Annotated in this window: 17 protein-coding genes and 1 pseudogene; 11 read left to right on the top strand and 7 right to left on the bottom strand. The window is 60.9% G+C overall.

The window, feature by feature from the left end:
• Nucleotides 1-147 precede the first annotated feature (147 nt).
• From ku (ACS4RR_RS29990) to ACS4RR_RS29940, 11 genes are all read left to right on the top strand, one after another.
• Complete coding sequence (gene ku, locus ACS4RR_RS29990) at nt 148-1,047, top strand: non-homologous end joining protein Ku (RefSeq protein ID WP_456190541.1); 900 nt, start codon at nt 148-150, stop codon at nt 1,045-1,047.
• 12 nt (nt 1,048-1,059) lie between these two features.
• Nucleotides 1,060-1,878, top strand: a complete 819-nt coding sequence (gene ku / locus ACS4RR_RS29985; protein ID WP_456190540.1) for a non-homologous end joining protein Ku — start codon at nt 1,060-1,062, stop codon at nt 1,876-1,878.
• 8 nt (nt 1,879-1,886) lie between these two features.
• Nucleotides 1,887-2,945: a non-homologous end-joining DNA ligase gene (gene ligD / locus ACS4RR_RS29980; RefSeq protein ID WP_456190539.1), complete on the top strand. Its 1,059-nt coding sequence runs from the start codon at nt 1,887-1,889 to the stop codon at nt 2,943-2,945.
• A gap of 146 nt (nt 2,946-3,091) precedes the next feature.
• Nucleotides 3,092-3,325, top strand: a complete 234-nt coding sequence (locus ACS4RR_RS29975; RefSeq protein ID WP_456190538.1) for a BrnA antitoxin family protein — start codon at nt 3,092-3,094, stop codon at nt 3,323-3,325.
• Nucleotides 3,326-3,365: 40 nt separating this feature from the next.
• Nucleotides 3,366-3,728 carry a DUF488 family protein gene (locus ACS4RR_RS29970; protein ID WP_456190537.1) on the top strand — a complete coding sequence of 121 codons (363 nt, stop codon included), beginning with the start codon at nt 3,366-3,368 and terminating at the stop codon, nt 3,726-3,728.
• 152 nt (nt 3,729-3,880) lie between these two features.
• Nucleotides 3,881-4,402 (top strand): DUF4142 domain-containing protein, encoded by a 522-nt coding sequence (locus tag ACS4RR_RS29965; RefSeq protein ID WP_026154531.1) that lies wholly within the window; start codon nt 3,881-3,883, stop codon nt 4,400-4,402.
• A gap of 9 nt (nt 4,403-4,411) precedes the next feature.
• Nucleotides 4,412-4,732, top strand: coding sequence for a cupredoxin domain-containing protein (locus ACS4RR_RS29960; protein ID WP_017967809.1), 321 nt, complete (start codon nt 4,412-4,414; stop codon nt 4,730-4,732).
• Nucleotides 4,733-4,773: 41 nt separating this feature from the next.
• Entirely contained in the window at nt 4,774-5,487 is a 714-nt protein-coding gene (locus ACS4RR_RS29955) for an RNA polymerase sigma factor (protein ID WP_017967808.1), read from the top strand.
• A 399-nt stretch (nt 5,488-5,886) separates the two neighbouring features.
• A complete protein-coding gene (locus tag ACS4RR_RS29950; protein ID WP_170276213.1) occupies nt 5,887-7,248 on the top strand; it encodes a TadE/TadG family type IV pilus assembly protein in 1,362 nt (453 codons plus the stop codon).
• Complete coding sequence (locus tag ACS4RR_RS29945; RefSeq protein WP_170276212.1) at nt 7,245-7,775, top strand: TadE/TadG family type IV pilus assembly protein; 531 nt, start codon at nt 7,245-7,247, stop codon at nt 7,773-7,775. The genes ACS4RR_RS29950 and ACS4RR_RS29945 overlap by 4 nt, the downstream gene beginning before the upstream one ends.
• A 1-nt stretch (nt 7,776) precedes the next feature.
• Nucleotides 7,777-8,358 (top strand): TadE/TadG family type IV pilus assembly protein, encoded by a 582-nt coding sequence (locus ACS4RR_RS29940; RefSeq protein ID WP_260059565.1) that lies wholly within the window; start codon nt 7,777-7,779, stop codon nt 8,356-8,358.
• Between the two features lie 103 nt (nt 8,359-8,461).
• On the opposite strand, the pseudogene ACS4RR_RS29935 reads toward ACS4RR_RS29940, so the two are convergent.
• The 7 genes and pseudogenes from ACS4RR_RS29935 to ACS4RR_RS29905 all read right to left on the bottom strand — a co-directional run.
• A pseudogene (locus ACS4RR_RS29935) lies at nt 8,462-8,900 on the bottom strand (SDR family NAD(P)-dependent oxidoreductase); the annotation flags it as partial.
• A complete protein-coding gene (locus ACS4RR_RS29930; protein ID WP_456190536.1) occupies nt 8,893-9,927 on the bottom strand; it encodes a proline racemase family protein in 1,035 nt (344 codons plus the stop codon). The pseudogene ACS4RR_RS29935 and the gene ACS4RR_RS29930, both read right to left, overlap by 8 nt.
• The gene (locus tag ACS4RR_RS29925; RefSeq protein ID WP_456190594.1) at nt 9,924-11,414 is read right to left on the bottom strand and encodes an aldehyde dehydrogenase family protein; all 1,491 of its coding nucleotides are present in this window, start codon (nt 11,412-11,414) and stop codon (nt 9,924-9,926) included. Before ACS4RR_RS29925 ends, ACS4RR_RS29930 begins: the two co-directional genes overlap by 4 nt.
• A gap of 33 nt (nt 11,415-11,447) precedes the next feature.
• The gene (locus ACS4RR_RS29920) at nt 11,448-12,734 is read right to left on the bottom strand and encodes an NAD(P)/FAD-dependent oxidoreductase (protein WP_456190535.1); all 1,287 of its coding nucleotides are present in this window, start codon (nt 12,732-12,734) and stop codon (nt 11,448-11,450) included.
• 22 nt (nt 12,735-12,756) lie between these two features.
• Nucleotides 12,757-13,635 carry a 4-hydroxy-tetrahydrodipicolinate synthase gene (gene dapA, locus ACS4RR_RS29915; RefSeq protein ID WP_456190534.1) on the bottom strand — a complete coding sequence of 293 codons (879 nt, stop codon included), beginning with the start codon at nt 13,633-13,635 and terminating at the stop codon, nt 12,757-12,759.
• 31 nt (nt 13,636-13,666) lie between these two features.
• Complete coding sequence (locus ACS4RR_RS29910; protein WP_456190533.1) at nt 13,667-14,332, bottom strand: amino acid ABC transporter permease; 666 nt, start codon at nt 14,330-14,332, stop codon at nt 13,667-13,669.
• A 9-nt stretch (nt 14,333-14,341) separates the two neighbouring features.
• Nucleotides 14,342-15,004: an amino acid ABC transporter permease gene (locus ACS4RR_RS29905; RefSeq protein WP_456190532.1), complete on the bottom strand. Its 663-nt coding sequence runs from the start codon at nt 15,002-15,004 to the stop codon at nt 14,342-14,344.
• Nucleotides 15,005-15,012: the final 8 nt, after the last annotated feature.

Genomic DNA, 15,012 nt, shown 5'->3' with positions numbered 1-15,012 from the left:
AAGAGTCATCGAAACAATAACATCTCCAGACTCGGAATACGGGAGATCTCCACTTGTTAAGTCATTGAATTTAGATTCGTTCCGACTCGGAACAATTTGCCACGTGATTCAGTTGAATCGCGTTGGTTGTGTGAGGGAGTCGCGCAGATGGTTGCCCCGCGGGCGAATTGGAAAGGTTACATCAAGTTTGGAGAAGTCGCGTTTCCTGTCGCGCTCTACACTGCGGCATCCTCCTCCGAGCGGATCGCCTTCAACACTCTGAACCGAAAAACCGGCAATCGTGTTCGGCGCGAATTCGTCGACAGTGAAACCGGCGATCCCGTCGAGCGCGAGGATCAGGTCAAAGGTTTCGAGATCGAGGACGGGCGATATGTCGTGCTTGAACCCGACGAAGTCGCGTCCGCAATTCCGAACAGCGACAAGACACTTACGGTCGAGGCGTTCATTCCCTGCGATGAAGTCGACGATGTCTATTTCGACAAGCCCTATTACCTTGCTCCCGACAAGTTGGGCGGCGACGCCTACAAGCTGCTGCGCGACGGCATGAAAAAGGCCAGGGTTGCTGCAATTGCTCGCACGGTGTTGTTCCGGCGTCTGCGCACCGTTCTCATTCGGCCGCACGGCAACGGCTTGGTCGGCTCCACCTTGAACTATGACTATGAAGTCCGCTCGTCGCAAAAGGCTTTCGAGGAAATGCCGGACCTGAAGATCGAAGGTGAGATGCTGGAGCTCGCCAAACACATCATCAACACGAAAAAAGGCCAATTTGATCCCAAGCAGTTCGACGACCGCTATGAGGCGGCGGTGGCAGAGCTGGTGAAAGCTAAGATTGAGGGCCGGACGCTGCCGAAGAAGAAGACGCCCCCGGCATCCAAGCCCAGCGACCTGCTTCAGGCGCTGCGTGAAAGTGCCGGAATGTCCGCGCCCGCCAAGAGCAAGCGCACTGCAGCTAACGCCAATGCCGGAAAAGGTCGCCAGAAATCAGCGCGTGCGACATCGGCGAAGTCGCGTGGCACCGGCGCCGCTCAACACCGCCGCGCCAGCTGATTGGAGGATGCCATGGCCCTTCGTCCCCACTGGAAAGGCTACCTCAAGCTCTCGCTCGTCACCTGCCCAGTGCAGATGATGCCGGCGACGTCGGAAAATGAGAAGGTCCGCTTCCACACTTTGAACAGAGAGACGCAGAACCGCGTCGTCAGCCATTATGTCGATTCCGTCACCGGCAAGGAGGTGAAGGACGAGGACGAGGTGAAGGGCTATCAACGCGGCGAGAACGAGTATGTCATTCTGGAAGACGAGGAACTCGAAAACGTTGCACTCGATAGTACCAAGACGATCGACATCGAAGTTTTCGCACCGCGCGACGGCGTCGACTGGATCTGGTTCGATACGCCCTACTATCTTTCTCCGGACGATCCGGTCGGCCAGGAGGCATTTTCGGTCATCCGCGACGCCATGGCCGCCGAGAATATGGTCGGCATATCAAGACTTGTAATCTCAAGGCGGGAACGCGCCGTCATGCTGGAGCCACGCGGCAAGGGCATCGTACTTTGGACGCTGCGTTATGGGGATGAGGTGCGCGATGCCGAGATCTATTTCGAGAAAGTCGATGACCAGCCTGCCGACAGCGAAATGATGCCGCTTGTCCAGCAGCTGATCAAAAAGCAGACGCAGCACTGGAGCCCGAAGATGGTTTCCGATCCGGTTCAGGACAAGCTCCTCGATATCATCGACGCGAAGAAGAAGCAGATGAAAAAGCCGAGCAGGACAACGTCCAAGTCCAAGGAAAAGCAAGAGCCGGCACCAAGCAATGTCATCAACATCATGGATGCCCTGCGCAAGTCGGTCGAAGCGGAAAACCGCCCCGGAAGGCGCTAGGCCTGATCATGACGCGCCCGCGCCGCCCAATTCTGCCCTTGCTCGACGAATCTCACCCAACGCTGCAGTCTCGTCCGATCCGCAAGCGCGATCCCGACCAGCCTAGCCTGCCCTTTGATCCAATGCCGTCGCGCATCGAGCCTTGCCTCGCACTGCTGAAGCCGACCGTGCCCGTGGGGCCGGATTGGCTCTATGAGGTGAAGTTGGATGGCTATCGATTGGCAATCCATATTGAGCCGAAGGGCGTGCGGGTCATCACCCGCGGCGGACATAACTGGACCCATCGCTTCCCCACCATTGCCGCGGCGGCAAAAGAGTTGGGGGCAACGACCGCCATTCTCGATGGCGAGGCCGTCGTACTCGACGATCACGGTCGATCGGATTTTGGCGCCCTGCAACGTTCGCTCGGCGGGCGGGGCGGCAAGCGGGCGTCGACCGAGTCAATCCTCGTTGCCTTCGACCTTCTCTATCTCGATGGACACGATCTGACAGGCACCGAGCTTGACGTACGCCGGCACCTGCTCGAAGACCTGATACCTGACGGCGATGATCAGACGATCCGCATCTCCGAAGAAGTAGACCTGCCGGCCGAAGACCTCCTCGAGCACGCCTGCCATCGTCATCTGGAAGGCATCATTGCCAAACATCGCGACCGGCCCTACCGCAGTGGCCGCACGGGCGACTGGCTGAAGATCAAGTGCGTCCAGAGCGAGAGCTTCATGATCGTCGGTTATGAGCAGTCAGCATCCGCCCGCGGCGGCATCGGCAGCCTGCTTGTGGCCGGCAAACAAGGCTTCGACTGGGTTTACGTGGGGTCGGTGGGGACTGGTTTCACTGCCAGGGATGCTGAACACCTGAAAAAGACGCTGGACCGGCTGAAGACGAGCCGGCCGGTCGTTCCCTTGAAGGGCAAGCGCCTCGTCTTCGTCCAGCCGACGCTGATTGCCGAGATCGAGTTTCGCGGCTGGACCGATGACGGCAATCTCCGCCATGCGTCCTACAAGGGGCTGCGCGAGGTTCAAGACAACGCCGCTGTCTTCGATATGACTGGCTTGATGGGCGATTGAGGGCCGCGATCACCGCGGCCCCACAGGGAGCGGCCGAGCAGGCCAGCTAGATCGATCGCATGAAACAAGCTAAATAGTCGACGAAGCAGTCGAGATCCCTTATGCCGCTCACATGTCGATCCGACAGGCAACAGAAAGTCATTACCATGGCAAACCCGCCTCGCCGACCTGTCAATCCAATGGATGCTGCAGAAGCGTTGTTCAAAGCCGCGAAGAAGAAGGCGGAACAAGCTGTTGAGCGGCCAGCACTGCCGAATGTCAAGGAGCTTGTTTCGCTCAAGATCGACAGTGATGTGCTTGCCTTTTTCCAGGAAAATGGCGCTGGCTGGCAGGATCGTATCAACGATACGTTGCGCGCTGCGATGAAGAACGGCCTCTAACCCTGTTGCACCATCTTGTCCGCTACGGGTGGTCGCTGTGATGCCGAATGCACTGCACCGGCTACTCCGCAGCAGCGTCGTACATGTTCTCTTCGCCTTTTTGGCAATGGGCAGCTGGGCGGTTTTCGCCAACCGCGCGCACGCCATGCCATTGCCACTCTATGCCGGCCTTGTGCAGGGTACGATATCCGCCTGCCTGACGCTTTTCCCGAAATCCGTCATCGACTGGCTTTCAAAGCGCTTCGTCGGATCCATGCGATTTTGGGCGCCGCCTCTCATTGCCTGTATCGGCTCAGCCAGCAAACGCCAGATCCGGCAAGCTGACGCGACGCTTCTCTACGGGGCGAAAGATCTGCATCATAACCACGCCATCGTGCTTCAGCGCTTTCTCGGCAAAGGCTGACGCGTCGGCGACCGACATTGATGACAAGCGCCCTTTCCGTGTCCGAAATTTCTGGGAACCTTTTCGACAAACCTGCATCCAACGTTCGCTTCCGAAGGCGCATCACCGTTGCCGCCGGAAGGCATTCGGTCACGACACAAGGGAGACAGATCATGTTGAAACGAATTCTCGGCGCCACCCTGATGGCGGCATCGCTCGGCACGGCTTCGATCGCCGCCGACGCCAAGCCGACCGATCCTCAGATCGCCCACGTCGCCTATACGGCAGGGCAGATCGATGTCACGGCAGCAGAGCAGGCGCTGAAGAAAAGCAAGAATGCCGAAGTCATCGCTTTCGCCAAAACCATGGAGCGCGACCACAAGGCCGTCAACGACCAGGCGCTCGCCCTCGTCAAGAAGCTGAAAGTGACACCCGAAGACAACCCGGTCAGCCAGTCCCTGTCGACACAGGCGAATAAGGAACTGAAGACGCTGGAGACACTCAAAGGCGCAGCATTCGACAAGGCTTATGTCGAAAACGAAGTTGCCTATCACAAGTCGGTCAACGACGCGCTTGCCAACACCTTGATCCCTTCGGCGCAGAATAAAGAGCTCAAATCGCTGCTGGAAACGGGCCTGACCCTGTTCAAGGAACATCAGGTGCATGCCGAGCATCTGGCTTCGATGATCAAATAGGCAGGAGGGATGGGCTCGCTCATGAAATCGCTTCCGCTGCTGTCTGTGCTGCTTTGGGCGGGCAACGGGGTTGCATCGGCGACGGAGTATCAGATCACCATCGCGGGCATGAAATTCGGCTCGCCGCCTGCCGAGCTGCATGTCGGCGATGTGATCGTCTGGAAAAACGATGATATATTCCGGCACTCGGCAACCGCTCGCGACAAGAGCTTCGATGTCGACCTGCCGCCGAAATCGGAAGGCCGGATGACGATCGGCGAAGCGGGAGCGATCGATTTCTATTGTCGTTTTCATCCCGCGATGACGGGCAAACTGGAGGTTCGGCCGTAGGCCGGGCTTCAATCGAACAGGTAAGCAGGTGGAGAATTTCCATGGCAGCCATTCCAGCTCCGGCGGGGCAACATCGGCAGCAGACGTCGACACTGTCCGACGCCGATCTGGTGCCGCTGGCGAAAATGGGCGACGAGTCCGCCGTCCGAACCATCGTGCAGCGGCACAATCAGCGTCTGTTCCGCACCGCGCGCGCCGTCATCCGCAATGATTGGGAAGCTGAAGATGTCGTCCAGGCGGCCTACACCAAGGCTTTCACCAATCTCGCGGCATTCCGCGGCGAGGCGCAACTCTCGACGTGGCTGACCCGCATTACGCTCAACGAGGCGCTCGGCCGTGTGCGGGCCCGAAAGAACACCACTGGGCTCGAGGAAATCGACATGCAGACGACGGCGCCGGGTGGCGAAGTGTTACAGTTTCCGTCCTCTCTGTCTGCAACCGACCCGGAAACCGAGCTGTCCAGAAGCCAGGCGCGGCATCTCCTCGAAAACGCGGTCGACGAACTCCCCGATGATTTTCGCGCCGTCTTCGTGCTGCGGGATGTCGAGGGCATGAGCACGGAGGAGGCCGCATCTTATCTCGGCATAAGGCCCGAAACGGCCAAGACCCGACTGCACCGGGCGCGCAAGATGATGCGACAGTCGATCGAAAGGAAGCTTTCCGGAGCATTCTCGGCGCTGTTCCCGTTCGATGGCGCCCGTTGCGCCTACATGGCCGATCGCGTCATTGCCGCCCTGCACGACGACACCCGATGATGACTCGCAGTATCGACGGGAGAAATGCTCTGGCCTCAAGCGTCTGGATCGCCGGCCTCGTCGGCCTGTCTTTCGTGCGATAGTAGTAGAAAGAGAAAACCTGCTGCCAGCACGCTGATCTGCTTGGATAGCTCAGGCTTTCGAATGAAACCGCTGGAGAGGAAGCGCATGGGCGCGGGCGTATCCCCGCTTGCGGCTTACTCACACATCCGGATCCCCGTCGAATGAAAGAGATGATGTGTCACGCCGCGACTATCCATAATTCGCAGACATATACAATATGCGCACGAAACAATGCGTCGACAGTCCGCGTTCTGCCGGAAAATGCAAAAATTAACAGAGACTTAAGCAATTCGGATACTTCTCGCACGTTAGTATGACTTATGTGACGGTGGTTTCTTGCGCTCGGGTCTTTCACATTCACTTGCTCGGATCTTCAAAGCTCTTCGCGGTCTCGGAAGAGACAGAGGCGGCAATGTTGCGATCGTCGTTGCGCTCACCCTGGTGCCGATGATCGTCGCAGTCGGCGCGAGTTTTGACTACATCAGGACCTACAATGTCCGGCAGAGGATGCAGAGCGACCTAGACACGGCGCTGATCGCTGCAGTCAAAGAGATCGATACCGACGACACCGTCGCTCTCAAGCAAAAGGTTTCCGACTGGTTCCATGCGCAGGTGGAAAACAGCTATGCGCTTGGCGACATCGACATCGATACATCAAACCATAAGATCACGGCGACGGCGAGCGGCACGGTTCCGACGACGCTGATGAAGATCGCCAACATCGACACCGTTCCCGTCAGCGTGGCAAGCGCCGTCAAGGGGCCGGCCACCTCCTATCTCAACGTCTATATCGTCATCGACACATCCCCGTCGATGCTTCTGGCGGCAACGACGGCCGGCCAGTCGACCATGTATTCCGGCATCGGCTGCCAGTTCGCCTGCCACACGGGCGATGCGCACACGGTCGGCAAGACGAAATACGCCAACAATTACGAATACAGCGCGGCCAAGAACATAAAGCTGCGCGCCGATGTCGCCGGCGACGCCGTCAAGGACGTGCTCGCCTTGATCGATACGTCCGACAGCAATCATCAACGCATCAAGGTCGGATTGTATAGCCTTGGCGATACTCTCACGGAAGTTCTGACCCCGACGCTCAGCACGGACACGGCGCGCAATCGCCTCGCGGACGCAAGCTACGGCCTCACCAGCGCGACCTCGAAGGCAGCCACCTATTTTGACGTGTCGCTTGCGACGCTCAAGCAGAAAGTCGGCACCGGCGGCGACGGAACCTCCTCGAACTCGCCGCTCAAGCTGGTTCTCCTGCTGACGGATGGCGTCCAGTCGCAACGCGAATGGGTGACCGACAAAGTGACCTGGAAAAACGGGCAGGCGACGTCCGGGGCGTATTGGAACAAAGTGGCGCCGCTTAATCCGGACTGGTGTGCCTACGTCAAAAACCAGTCCGCCACCATGGCGGTTCTCTATACCGAATACCTGCCGCTCACGTCGGATTGGGGCTACAACGCAACCGTCGGTTCGACCATGGCCAGCGCCAACTGGAAAGGCACTTATGGTGGCACCATGCAAAGTGGCGTGTCGACCAGCATCACGAGACGCGACTACATTCCCTATGCGCTTTCCGATTGCGCATCGTCCAAGAGCCTGTTCATATCAGCATCGTCGTCGGCCGAGATCACCGCAGGCCTGTCTGCGCTTTTCACCCAATATCTCGCATCCGTCAGGCTGACCCAATGAGGCCAGGGAAACGCTTCGCATCGTTGCACCGTCTGCTTGGCGATCGCAAAGGGGTGGCTGCGATCGAATTTGCAATCCTGGCTTTGCCGCTCTTCATCATAATCTTCGGCATTATCGAAGTGTCGCTGATGTTCTTCGTCAACTCGGCGCTGGACGCTTCGGTGCACAAGATCTCCCGGATGATCCGCACCGGCGAGGTTGCGTCCTCCAAGATCACGCTGGCCGATTTCAAGGCCAGAATTTGCAACGACATGCTTCTCTCGTTCAGTTGCTCCAGCGATCTCCTGGTCAAGGTGAACGTGCTCTCGGACCTCTCGTCCGCCGCCAGCGGCGATCCCATCGACGACAGCGGCAATCTCACGGTCACCGAGACCTATGATATCGGCAAGGGCAGCGACTACATCCTGGTTCAGACGTTCCTGCCATGGACCGCCGTCGTCAATTTCTTCAGCCTGTCGAGCGCCAAGCTTTCGGACGGCCGCTACCTGCTCGGCTCTTCCGTTCTGTTCCGCAACGAGCCTTTCTGACATGATGAGATGGAGCCAGTCCTTTTTCCGCTTTGCCCGATCCCTCGCCCGTCATCTCATGCGCGACCGGTCGGCGGCTTCGGGCGTGGAATTCGCGCTCGTGTTACCGATCCTGGTGATGCTCCTGTTCGGCACCGTCGATCTCGGCCATGCGCTGACGGTCAGCCGAAAGATAGATGAGATCGCCGCTTCCACAGGCGACATGATTTCACAGCAGGGCTCCTGGACGAAGTCCGATGTCGCCAAGCTCCTCTCCGGCGCCAGCTTCATCCTGCAGCCCTATGAGACGAATGGGCTGACGATCACGCTGGCGGTGGACGATATCGCCACGAGCGGCAGCGCGACCGTCAACTGGTCCGCAGCGCTCAACACCTCGGCACTGAACTCCGGCTCCGCGAGCACGATCGAGGTCCCTTCGGAGATCCAGGATGACGGCGTGCAGGTCGTGCTGACCCGGGTGCAGTACACATTGACGACGCCGGTCTCGGCGTTCTTTTCAAACTTCACCGGGCAGAATGGCTACAGCTTCGATCGCCATTACTTCAATCGCCCGAGGGTCGGCGACAAGATCACTTACAAATAAGCCGGAGATCGTTCGCAGCCTTCTCACCTTGTAGACGGATGAAATCCGAAACCAAAGCAGGATTGCGCTTCCGGCATGCCGTCACTGAGCTCGACCCGCGCTTTCAAGCCACGGCTTGCGCGCCGGTGATTTCCACCAGCGAGCCGCACATGAAGGCCGCTTCATTCGATGCAAGGAACGCAACGAGCGCTGCCACCTCCTCCGGCCTGCCGATACGGCCGTAGGGGACGAGTTTGTCGAGATCGGCGATCGTCCGCCCAGTGTGCGCAACACCGGATTCGAGCATCGGAGCATGGATTTCGCCGGGGCAGACGGCATTGATCCGGACCTTGTCGGGCGCATAGTCGCGGGCGAGGTTCTGGGTGAACGCGGCGACCGCCGCTTTCGTCGTGTTATAGGCGATGTGGTTCGGCGCAGGGTAGAGGCCCCCATTGCGAGGCGGTATTGACGATCGCGCCGCCACCGGCGCCGATCATGTGCGGGAGGGCCGCGCGGCAGAGATGGAACATCGAATCCAGGTTGACATGCCGGCTCCTAATCCAGCAAACCGACCTGGGGACCCCAGGTGTCGGACAGCGCAAATCCCGCCGTGAAGGGATCGTCGTCGGACAAGCGGAGCTGTTCGCGACCGTAGACATAGGCCCGGCCGGTTATTCGCGGCAGCACGGCGCGGCGGCCGCCCACCTTGGTCTCTCCGATCGCCTCCGCCAAGAATTCGCCGCCGATGATCGACCGCGACGTCCTGCGGTCTCCGACCGAGACTTCTCCGCGGGCGTGGAGCACAGCAAGGTTCGCCGAGCTGCCCGTCCCACAGGGCGATCGGTCGACCCGGCCGGGCTGCAGTGTCGTGCAGGTTCGCACCGCGCCGTCGGCCTCCTGTCCACGAAACATCACATACGCGATCTCGTCGATACCGCTGAGGACGGGATGGGCGACCGAGACCTGCCGGGCGAGGAGCGACTTGAGCTCGATACCGGCTTCTGCGAGCAGCCGGGCATTGGCAGGTGCAATATCGAGACCGATCTGCTCGACATCAACGAGCGCGTAATAGACGCCGCCGAAGGCGACGTCGATCTTGATGCGACCCCATTTCGGCGTCTCCATCTCCTTGTCCAGCGCTTCGGCGAAGCTCGGCACATTGTCGAGGCTGACGGACAGGCACTGGCCGTCACGGCAGACGGCGCGTGCGACTATGAGACCGGCGGGCGTGTCGAGACGGACGACCGTCTCCGGTTCCGACATCGGCACCCGCCCGCTCTCCAGAAGTGCGGTGACCACGCAGATGCAGTTGCTTCCGGACATCGGGTGGGCGCGATCGGCCTGGAGGACGACGAAGCCGGCATCCGCATCGCTGCGTGTCGGGGCGATCAGCAGGTTCACCGACATGGCGACGTTGGCGCGCGGCTCGAAAGTCACGAAGCGGCGCAGACTGTCGTCGACCGTGTTGATGTGGTTCATTTTGTCGAGCATCGTCGCACCGGGTATCTCAGGCGCTCCTGCCACGATGACCTTGCCGACCTCGCCCTGGCAGTGGACCTGTAAGAGCTCCAGGGTCCGGTTCCAGTTCACTTGGCCGCCTCCGGTTTGATGTACCAGCCCCAGGGATCCTCGCTGGTGAAGCGGGTGATCTGCTTGGTCTCGAGATAGTTGTCGAGGCCCCAGCGTCCGAGCTCGCGGCCGATGCCGGATTCCTTGTAGCCGCCCCAGGGCGCTTCGGTGAACGTCGGTTGCGAGCAATTGATCCAGACGATCCCGGCGCGGAAGGCGGCCGCCACCCGTTCGGCACGGGCGTCGTCCTTCGACATCACAGCCGCGGCCAGGCCGAAGCGCGAGTCGTTTGCGAGCTCCACTGCTTCCTCTTCGGTCTTGAAGGCGCGCACGCAGACCACGGGCCCGAATATCTCCTCCTTCCATGCGTCGCTGTCGAGCGGCACGTCGGCCAGCACCGTCGGCCTGAGATAGAACCCCCTGTCGAATCCTTCCGGACGCGTGCCGCCGCAGGCGACGGTGGCGCCGGCCTTCCGGGCGCCTTCGATCGCCGCGACGACCTGGTCATATTGGCGTTTCGAGACGAGCGGGCCGAGAAGGGTTCCCTCGTCGAGACCATTACCGATCTTGATCCTGTTCGTCTCTTCGACCAGCAATTCGAGCAGACGGCCATAAATTGCTTCGTGCACGAGCACCCGGGATGTGGCCGAGCAGACCTGGCCCTGGTTCCAGAAGATGCCGAACATGATCCACTCGACGGCCTTGTCGATATCGGCGTCCTCGAAGACGACAAAGGGCGACTTGCCGCCGAGCTCCAGGCTAACGCGCTTGATGTCGCGGGCAGCCGCAGCCATGATCTTCGAACCGACCGGCCCGGAGCCGGTAAAGGCGAGCTTGTCGACCTGCCTGTGATCGATGATCGCCTGCCCGGCGATCGAGCCGGCGCCGGTTACGATATTGAGAACGCCAGCAGGCAGCCCGGCTTCGTCGGCAACCGCCGCCAGCTCAAGCGCCGTCAGCGATGTCAATTCGGCGGGCTTCAGCACCACGGTGCAGCCAGCGGCGAGCGCCGGGGCAACCTTCCATGCCGCCATCAAAAGCGGATAGTTCCAGGGAATGATCGCGCCGGTCACCCCGATCGGTTCACGCACCGCCTTGGAGGTGAAGCGCGCATCGGGAAGCGCGATCGCCTCCTCGGGGTTGTTGTCGAGCTGTTCGGCCAGCCCCGCATAGAAATCGAAGCAGCCCGCCGCATCGGCGACATCCCAGTCGGCCTCCGGAAACGGCTTGCCGTTGTCGAGCACTTCGAGGCGTGCAATCTCAGCCTGACGGGCGCGGATACCGTCCGCGATGGCGCGGAGATATCCGGCGCGTTGGGCCCCCGTCAGTTTCGGCCAGCCATCCCTATCGAAGGCGCGGCGCGCGGCCTTCACGGCGAGGTCGACGTCTTCGGCCGTTGCGGCGGCGATCCTGTGTATCACCTCTTCGGTCGCCGGATTGATCACCTCGCAGGTTCCGCCCTTGGCCGGTTTCACCCATTGCCCATCAATGTAGAGTTCGCTTCGCATAGTCACTCCCTTCGCCTTGCGCCGACGCCACTCTCAGAAACGGTCGACGCGATAGGGTTTCATATCCACGGGCGGTTCGACGCCCGTGATGAGATCGGCCATCAGCCGGCCGGTCGTCGCCGCATAGGTGAGGCCGAGATGTCCGTGGCCGGTTGCGTACCATACGTTGCGGCGCTTGGCGGAAGGCCCCATGACCGGCACGGTGTCGGGCAGTGCTGGGCGATGCCCCATCCACTCCGTCGCCTGCCGGACCTTCAGGCTCGGCAATGCCTCCTGAGCCCTCTTCACCAGGATCTTCGCGCGCCGATAGTCCGGCGGCGCGTCGAGACCGGCCATCTCGACCGTGCCGCCGACGCGGATGCCGCCTGCCGTCGGCGTGACCATGAAGGCGCGCGCCGGCCAGATAATCGAATGGCGCATCGAGATGCCGGGCTTCATGATCTGCGTGTGGTAGCCGCGTTCGGTTTCGAGCGGGATATGTTCCCGCAGCAAGGCAGAAAGCCGGGCGGTGAAGGCACCGGCCGCAAGCACCACCTTGTCGGCCGCAATGGTGCGCCCGTCCGCCAACCGAAGCGCTGAGACGCCGGCGTCGCCCTGCTCGAAATCGACGACGTCGCCTTCGGTGATCCCGCCGCCGAGCGCTTCGAACCTCTCGGACAGGGCGACGACAAGCCTGTAGGGATCGGTAATCGACCGGTTGTCGGGAAAGAGGACCGCCTTGCCGATCTTCGTCGTCAAAACAGGCTCGATGTCCCGGATGGCGTTGCCGCCAAGGATTTCGTGCCTGAAGCCGAAGTGCTCCAGGACTTCCATATGCTCCCGATCCGCCTTGAACTCGGCGTCATCGGCATAGAGGCTAAGACATCCCTCGGCGGTCAGCATATGTCCGAGGCCGGTTTCCTTCAGGAGCGCGTCCAGGTCTTCGTGGACGCGTCGGCACAGCATGGCGCCGGCCGCCTCCAGTTCCCGCAGCTTCGAAGGACGGCTTGCAGCCAGGAACCGCAGGAACCAGGGCACCAGTTTCGGCAGATAGCCGGGGCGGATGCGGACCGGACCCTCCGGATCGAGCAGCCATTTCGGCATCTGCGCCCAGATGCCGGGACGCGAGGCCGGCATGAATTCGGTGACGGCGATGCTGGCCATGTTGCCATAGGAAGCGCCGCGGCCCGGCGCCGCCTTGTCGAGCAAGGTGACGGTCTGTCCCCGGCGCTGCAGTTCATAGGCGATTGTGGTGCCGATAATGCCGGCGCCGACGACCACGATGGATGACACGGCGAACCTCGCTATTTCAGTGGTTTTGGGGCGGTTTGGCCGCCCCATAGCTGTTTGCAGTCGAGGTCTGTTACCAGTTGAGGATCGGCTGCATCGCCGCCTTGAATTCGGCCTTCTCCTCCGCCGTCAGTTCGCCGAGCGGCGCGCGGCAGGTGCCGACCGGCGTGCCCTGGAGCTCGCAGCCATATTTGATCTTCTGGACGAACTTGCCGCTCTCAAGGATGTTCAGCGCCCTGTAGAGAATCGTCATCATCTCGCGGGCCTCTTCGAGGTCGCCGGAACGGAACGTCCGGTCGAGGTCGCAGCACGCTTTCGCCATGCAGTTGGCCGGACCGCAGATCCAGGAATCTGCGCCCCAGAACATGAAGTCGAGGGCGATATCGTCGGAACCCGAGACGAGGTCGATACGGCCCTTGTAGCGCGAATGGATGTCGACGGCGCGCTGCAGAACGCCCGAGCTCTCCTTGATGCCGATCACTCGCGGATCGCCGGCGAGCGCATCCATCAGGTCGAAGGAGATCTCGATGCCGTCCTTCGGGGGATAGTTGTAGAGGATGAGATTGACATCCGTGGCGTCGAGCACGGTACGGTAGTGTGCGAGCAGTTCGTCCTGCGTCGGACGCGTGTAGAAGGGTGTGGCGAGCAGAACGGTGTCATAGCCGATCTCCCTGGCGCGCGCCGTGTTCTCGATCACCTCGCGGGTGGCAGGCGCGTTGGTGCCGGCGATCAGTATCTCGCCGTCATTGGCGAAGTCCTTGACGAACTTGAGCACCTCGTCGCGCTCCTCGTTCGAGAGGGAGAAGTATTCGCCGGTCGAACCCATCGGCACCCAGCCCGTGACGCCGGCCGCACGCAGTGCCGTCAGGTGCTTTTCGAACGCCTTGAAGTCGATCTTGTTGTTCGTGTCGAAGGGAGTGATGAGCGCGGGCATGACGCCGGAAAGTTTCATGGGGAATTCTCCTGTCTGGGAACGACTATCTTCAGATTGCGAGCTTCTTCAGGATCCGGCCTTCCACGAGCGAGACGGCCCGCGTCAGAGGAAAGGCGATCGCGAAGTAAATGAGGGCGACGACCGTCAGCACTTCGACGGGACGAGCCGTGTTGTTGGAGATGTTCTGGCCGACGAACATCAGGTCCGCCATGCCGACGGCGGAGACCAGCGCGCATTCCTTGAAGAGGCTGACGCAGTTGGACAGCAGTGTCGGGATTGCGCGCAGCACGGCCTGCGGCAGCACGACGTTCATCACCTGGCTCCTGCGCGGCAGACCGAGAGCGACGCAGGCGTCCAGCTGTTCCCGGCCGATGGACTTGAGGCTTGCCCGGAAGGTTTCGCTGGTGATCGCCCCCATATAGAGCGTCAGCGCGATGACACCCGACGCCAGGTTCGAGAGCTCGACGCCGAGCAGCAGCGGCAGGCAGAAGAAGATCCAGAAGAGCTGGATAAGCACCGGCGTGCCGCGGAAGAACTCGACATATATGCTGGAGATCGCACGAAGTGCGAGGTTGCGCGACGTCCTGAGGAGACCGACGAGAAAGCCGAGGGTGCATCCGAGCACGATGCAGATGACCGTCAGCTTGAGCGTCATCCACAGGCCGAGCAGAAGTGCGTGTTCGAAACGCAGCAGGATGGAGAAGTCGAGCGTCATTCTGGCCTCCTAGCTGACAAGGATCTGGCGGCGGCGTTCGAGCAGGCCGACGATCTGGGTTATCGGGAAGGACACGGCGAAATAGATGAGAGCGACGACCGTAAAGGTTTCGATCGGGCGGTAGGTCTCGGTGGCCAGCGTCTTGCCTTGGTACATCAGGTCCTGGATCGCCACGATCGCGACCAGCGCGCTCTGCTGGAAGATGACGATACCGTTGGTCAGAAGCACCGGGATCGACGCGCGGAATGCCGTCGGGAAGACGACGTAGAGCACCCGCTGCAGCGGATTGAGACCGAGCGCGATACCGGCGTCGAGCTGTTCGCGCGGAACCGCCTGGATGGACGCCCGGTAGGCCTCGGCGTTGAACGCCATCAGATTGAGCCCAAGTGCCAGGATGCCCATCGTCACCGGATCGAGGAAGACGTCGAACAGCATCGGCACGCAGTAGAATATCCAGACGATCTGAACGATGGCCGGCGTGCAGCGGAAGAATTCGACGAACAGCATGAACGGCAGCCGCACGGCGCGGTAGGGGCTCATGATCAGAAGGGCGAGCGCGAAGCCGAAGACGATGCCGATGACGTTTGCCGCAGCCGTCAGTTCGAGCGAAACCCACAGCCCCTGCAGAAGCGGAGCGATGGATACTGCGTTGAAGTCGAACGTGTAGTTCACGATGCCCT

The organism is Rhizobium zaerense, from assembly GCF_051810725.1.
Taxonomy (GTDB): domain Bacteria; phylum Pseudomonadota; class Alphaproteobacteria; order Rhizobiales; family Rhizobiaceae; genus Rhizobium; species Rhizobium leguminosarum_I.
This window is presented reverse-complemented; position numbering and strand designations above follow the sequence as displayed.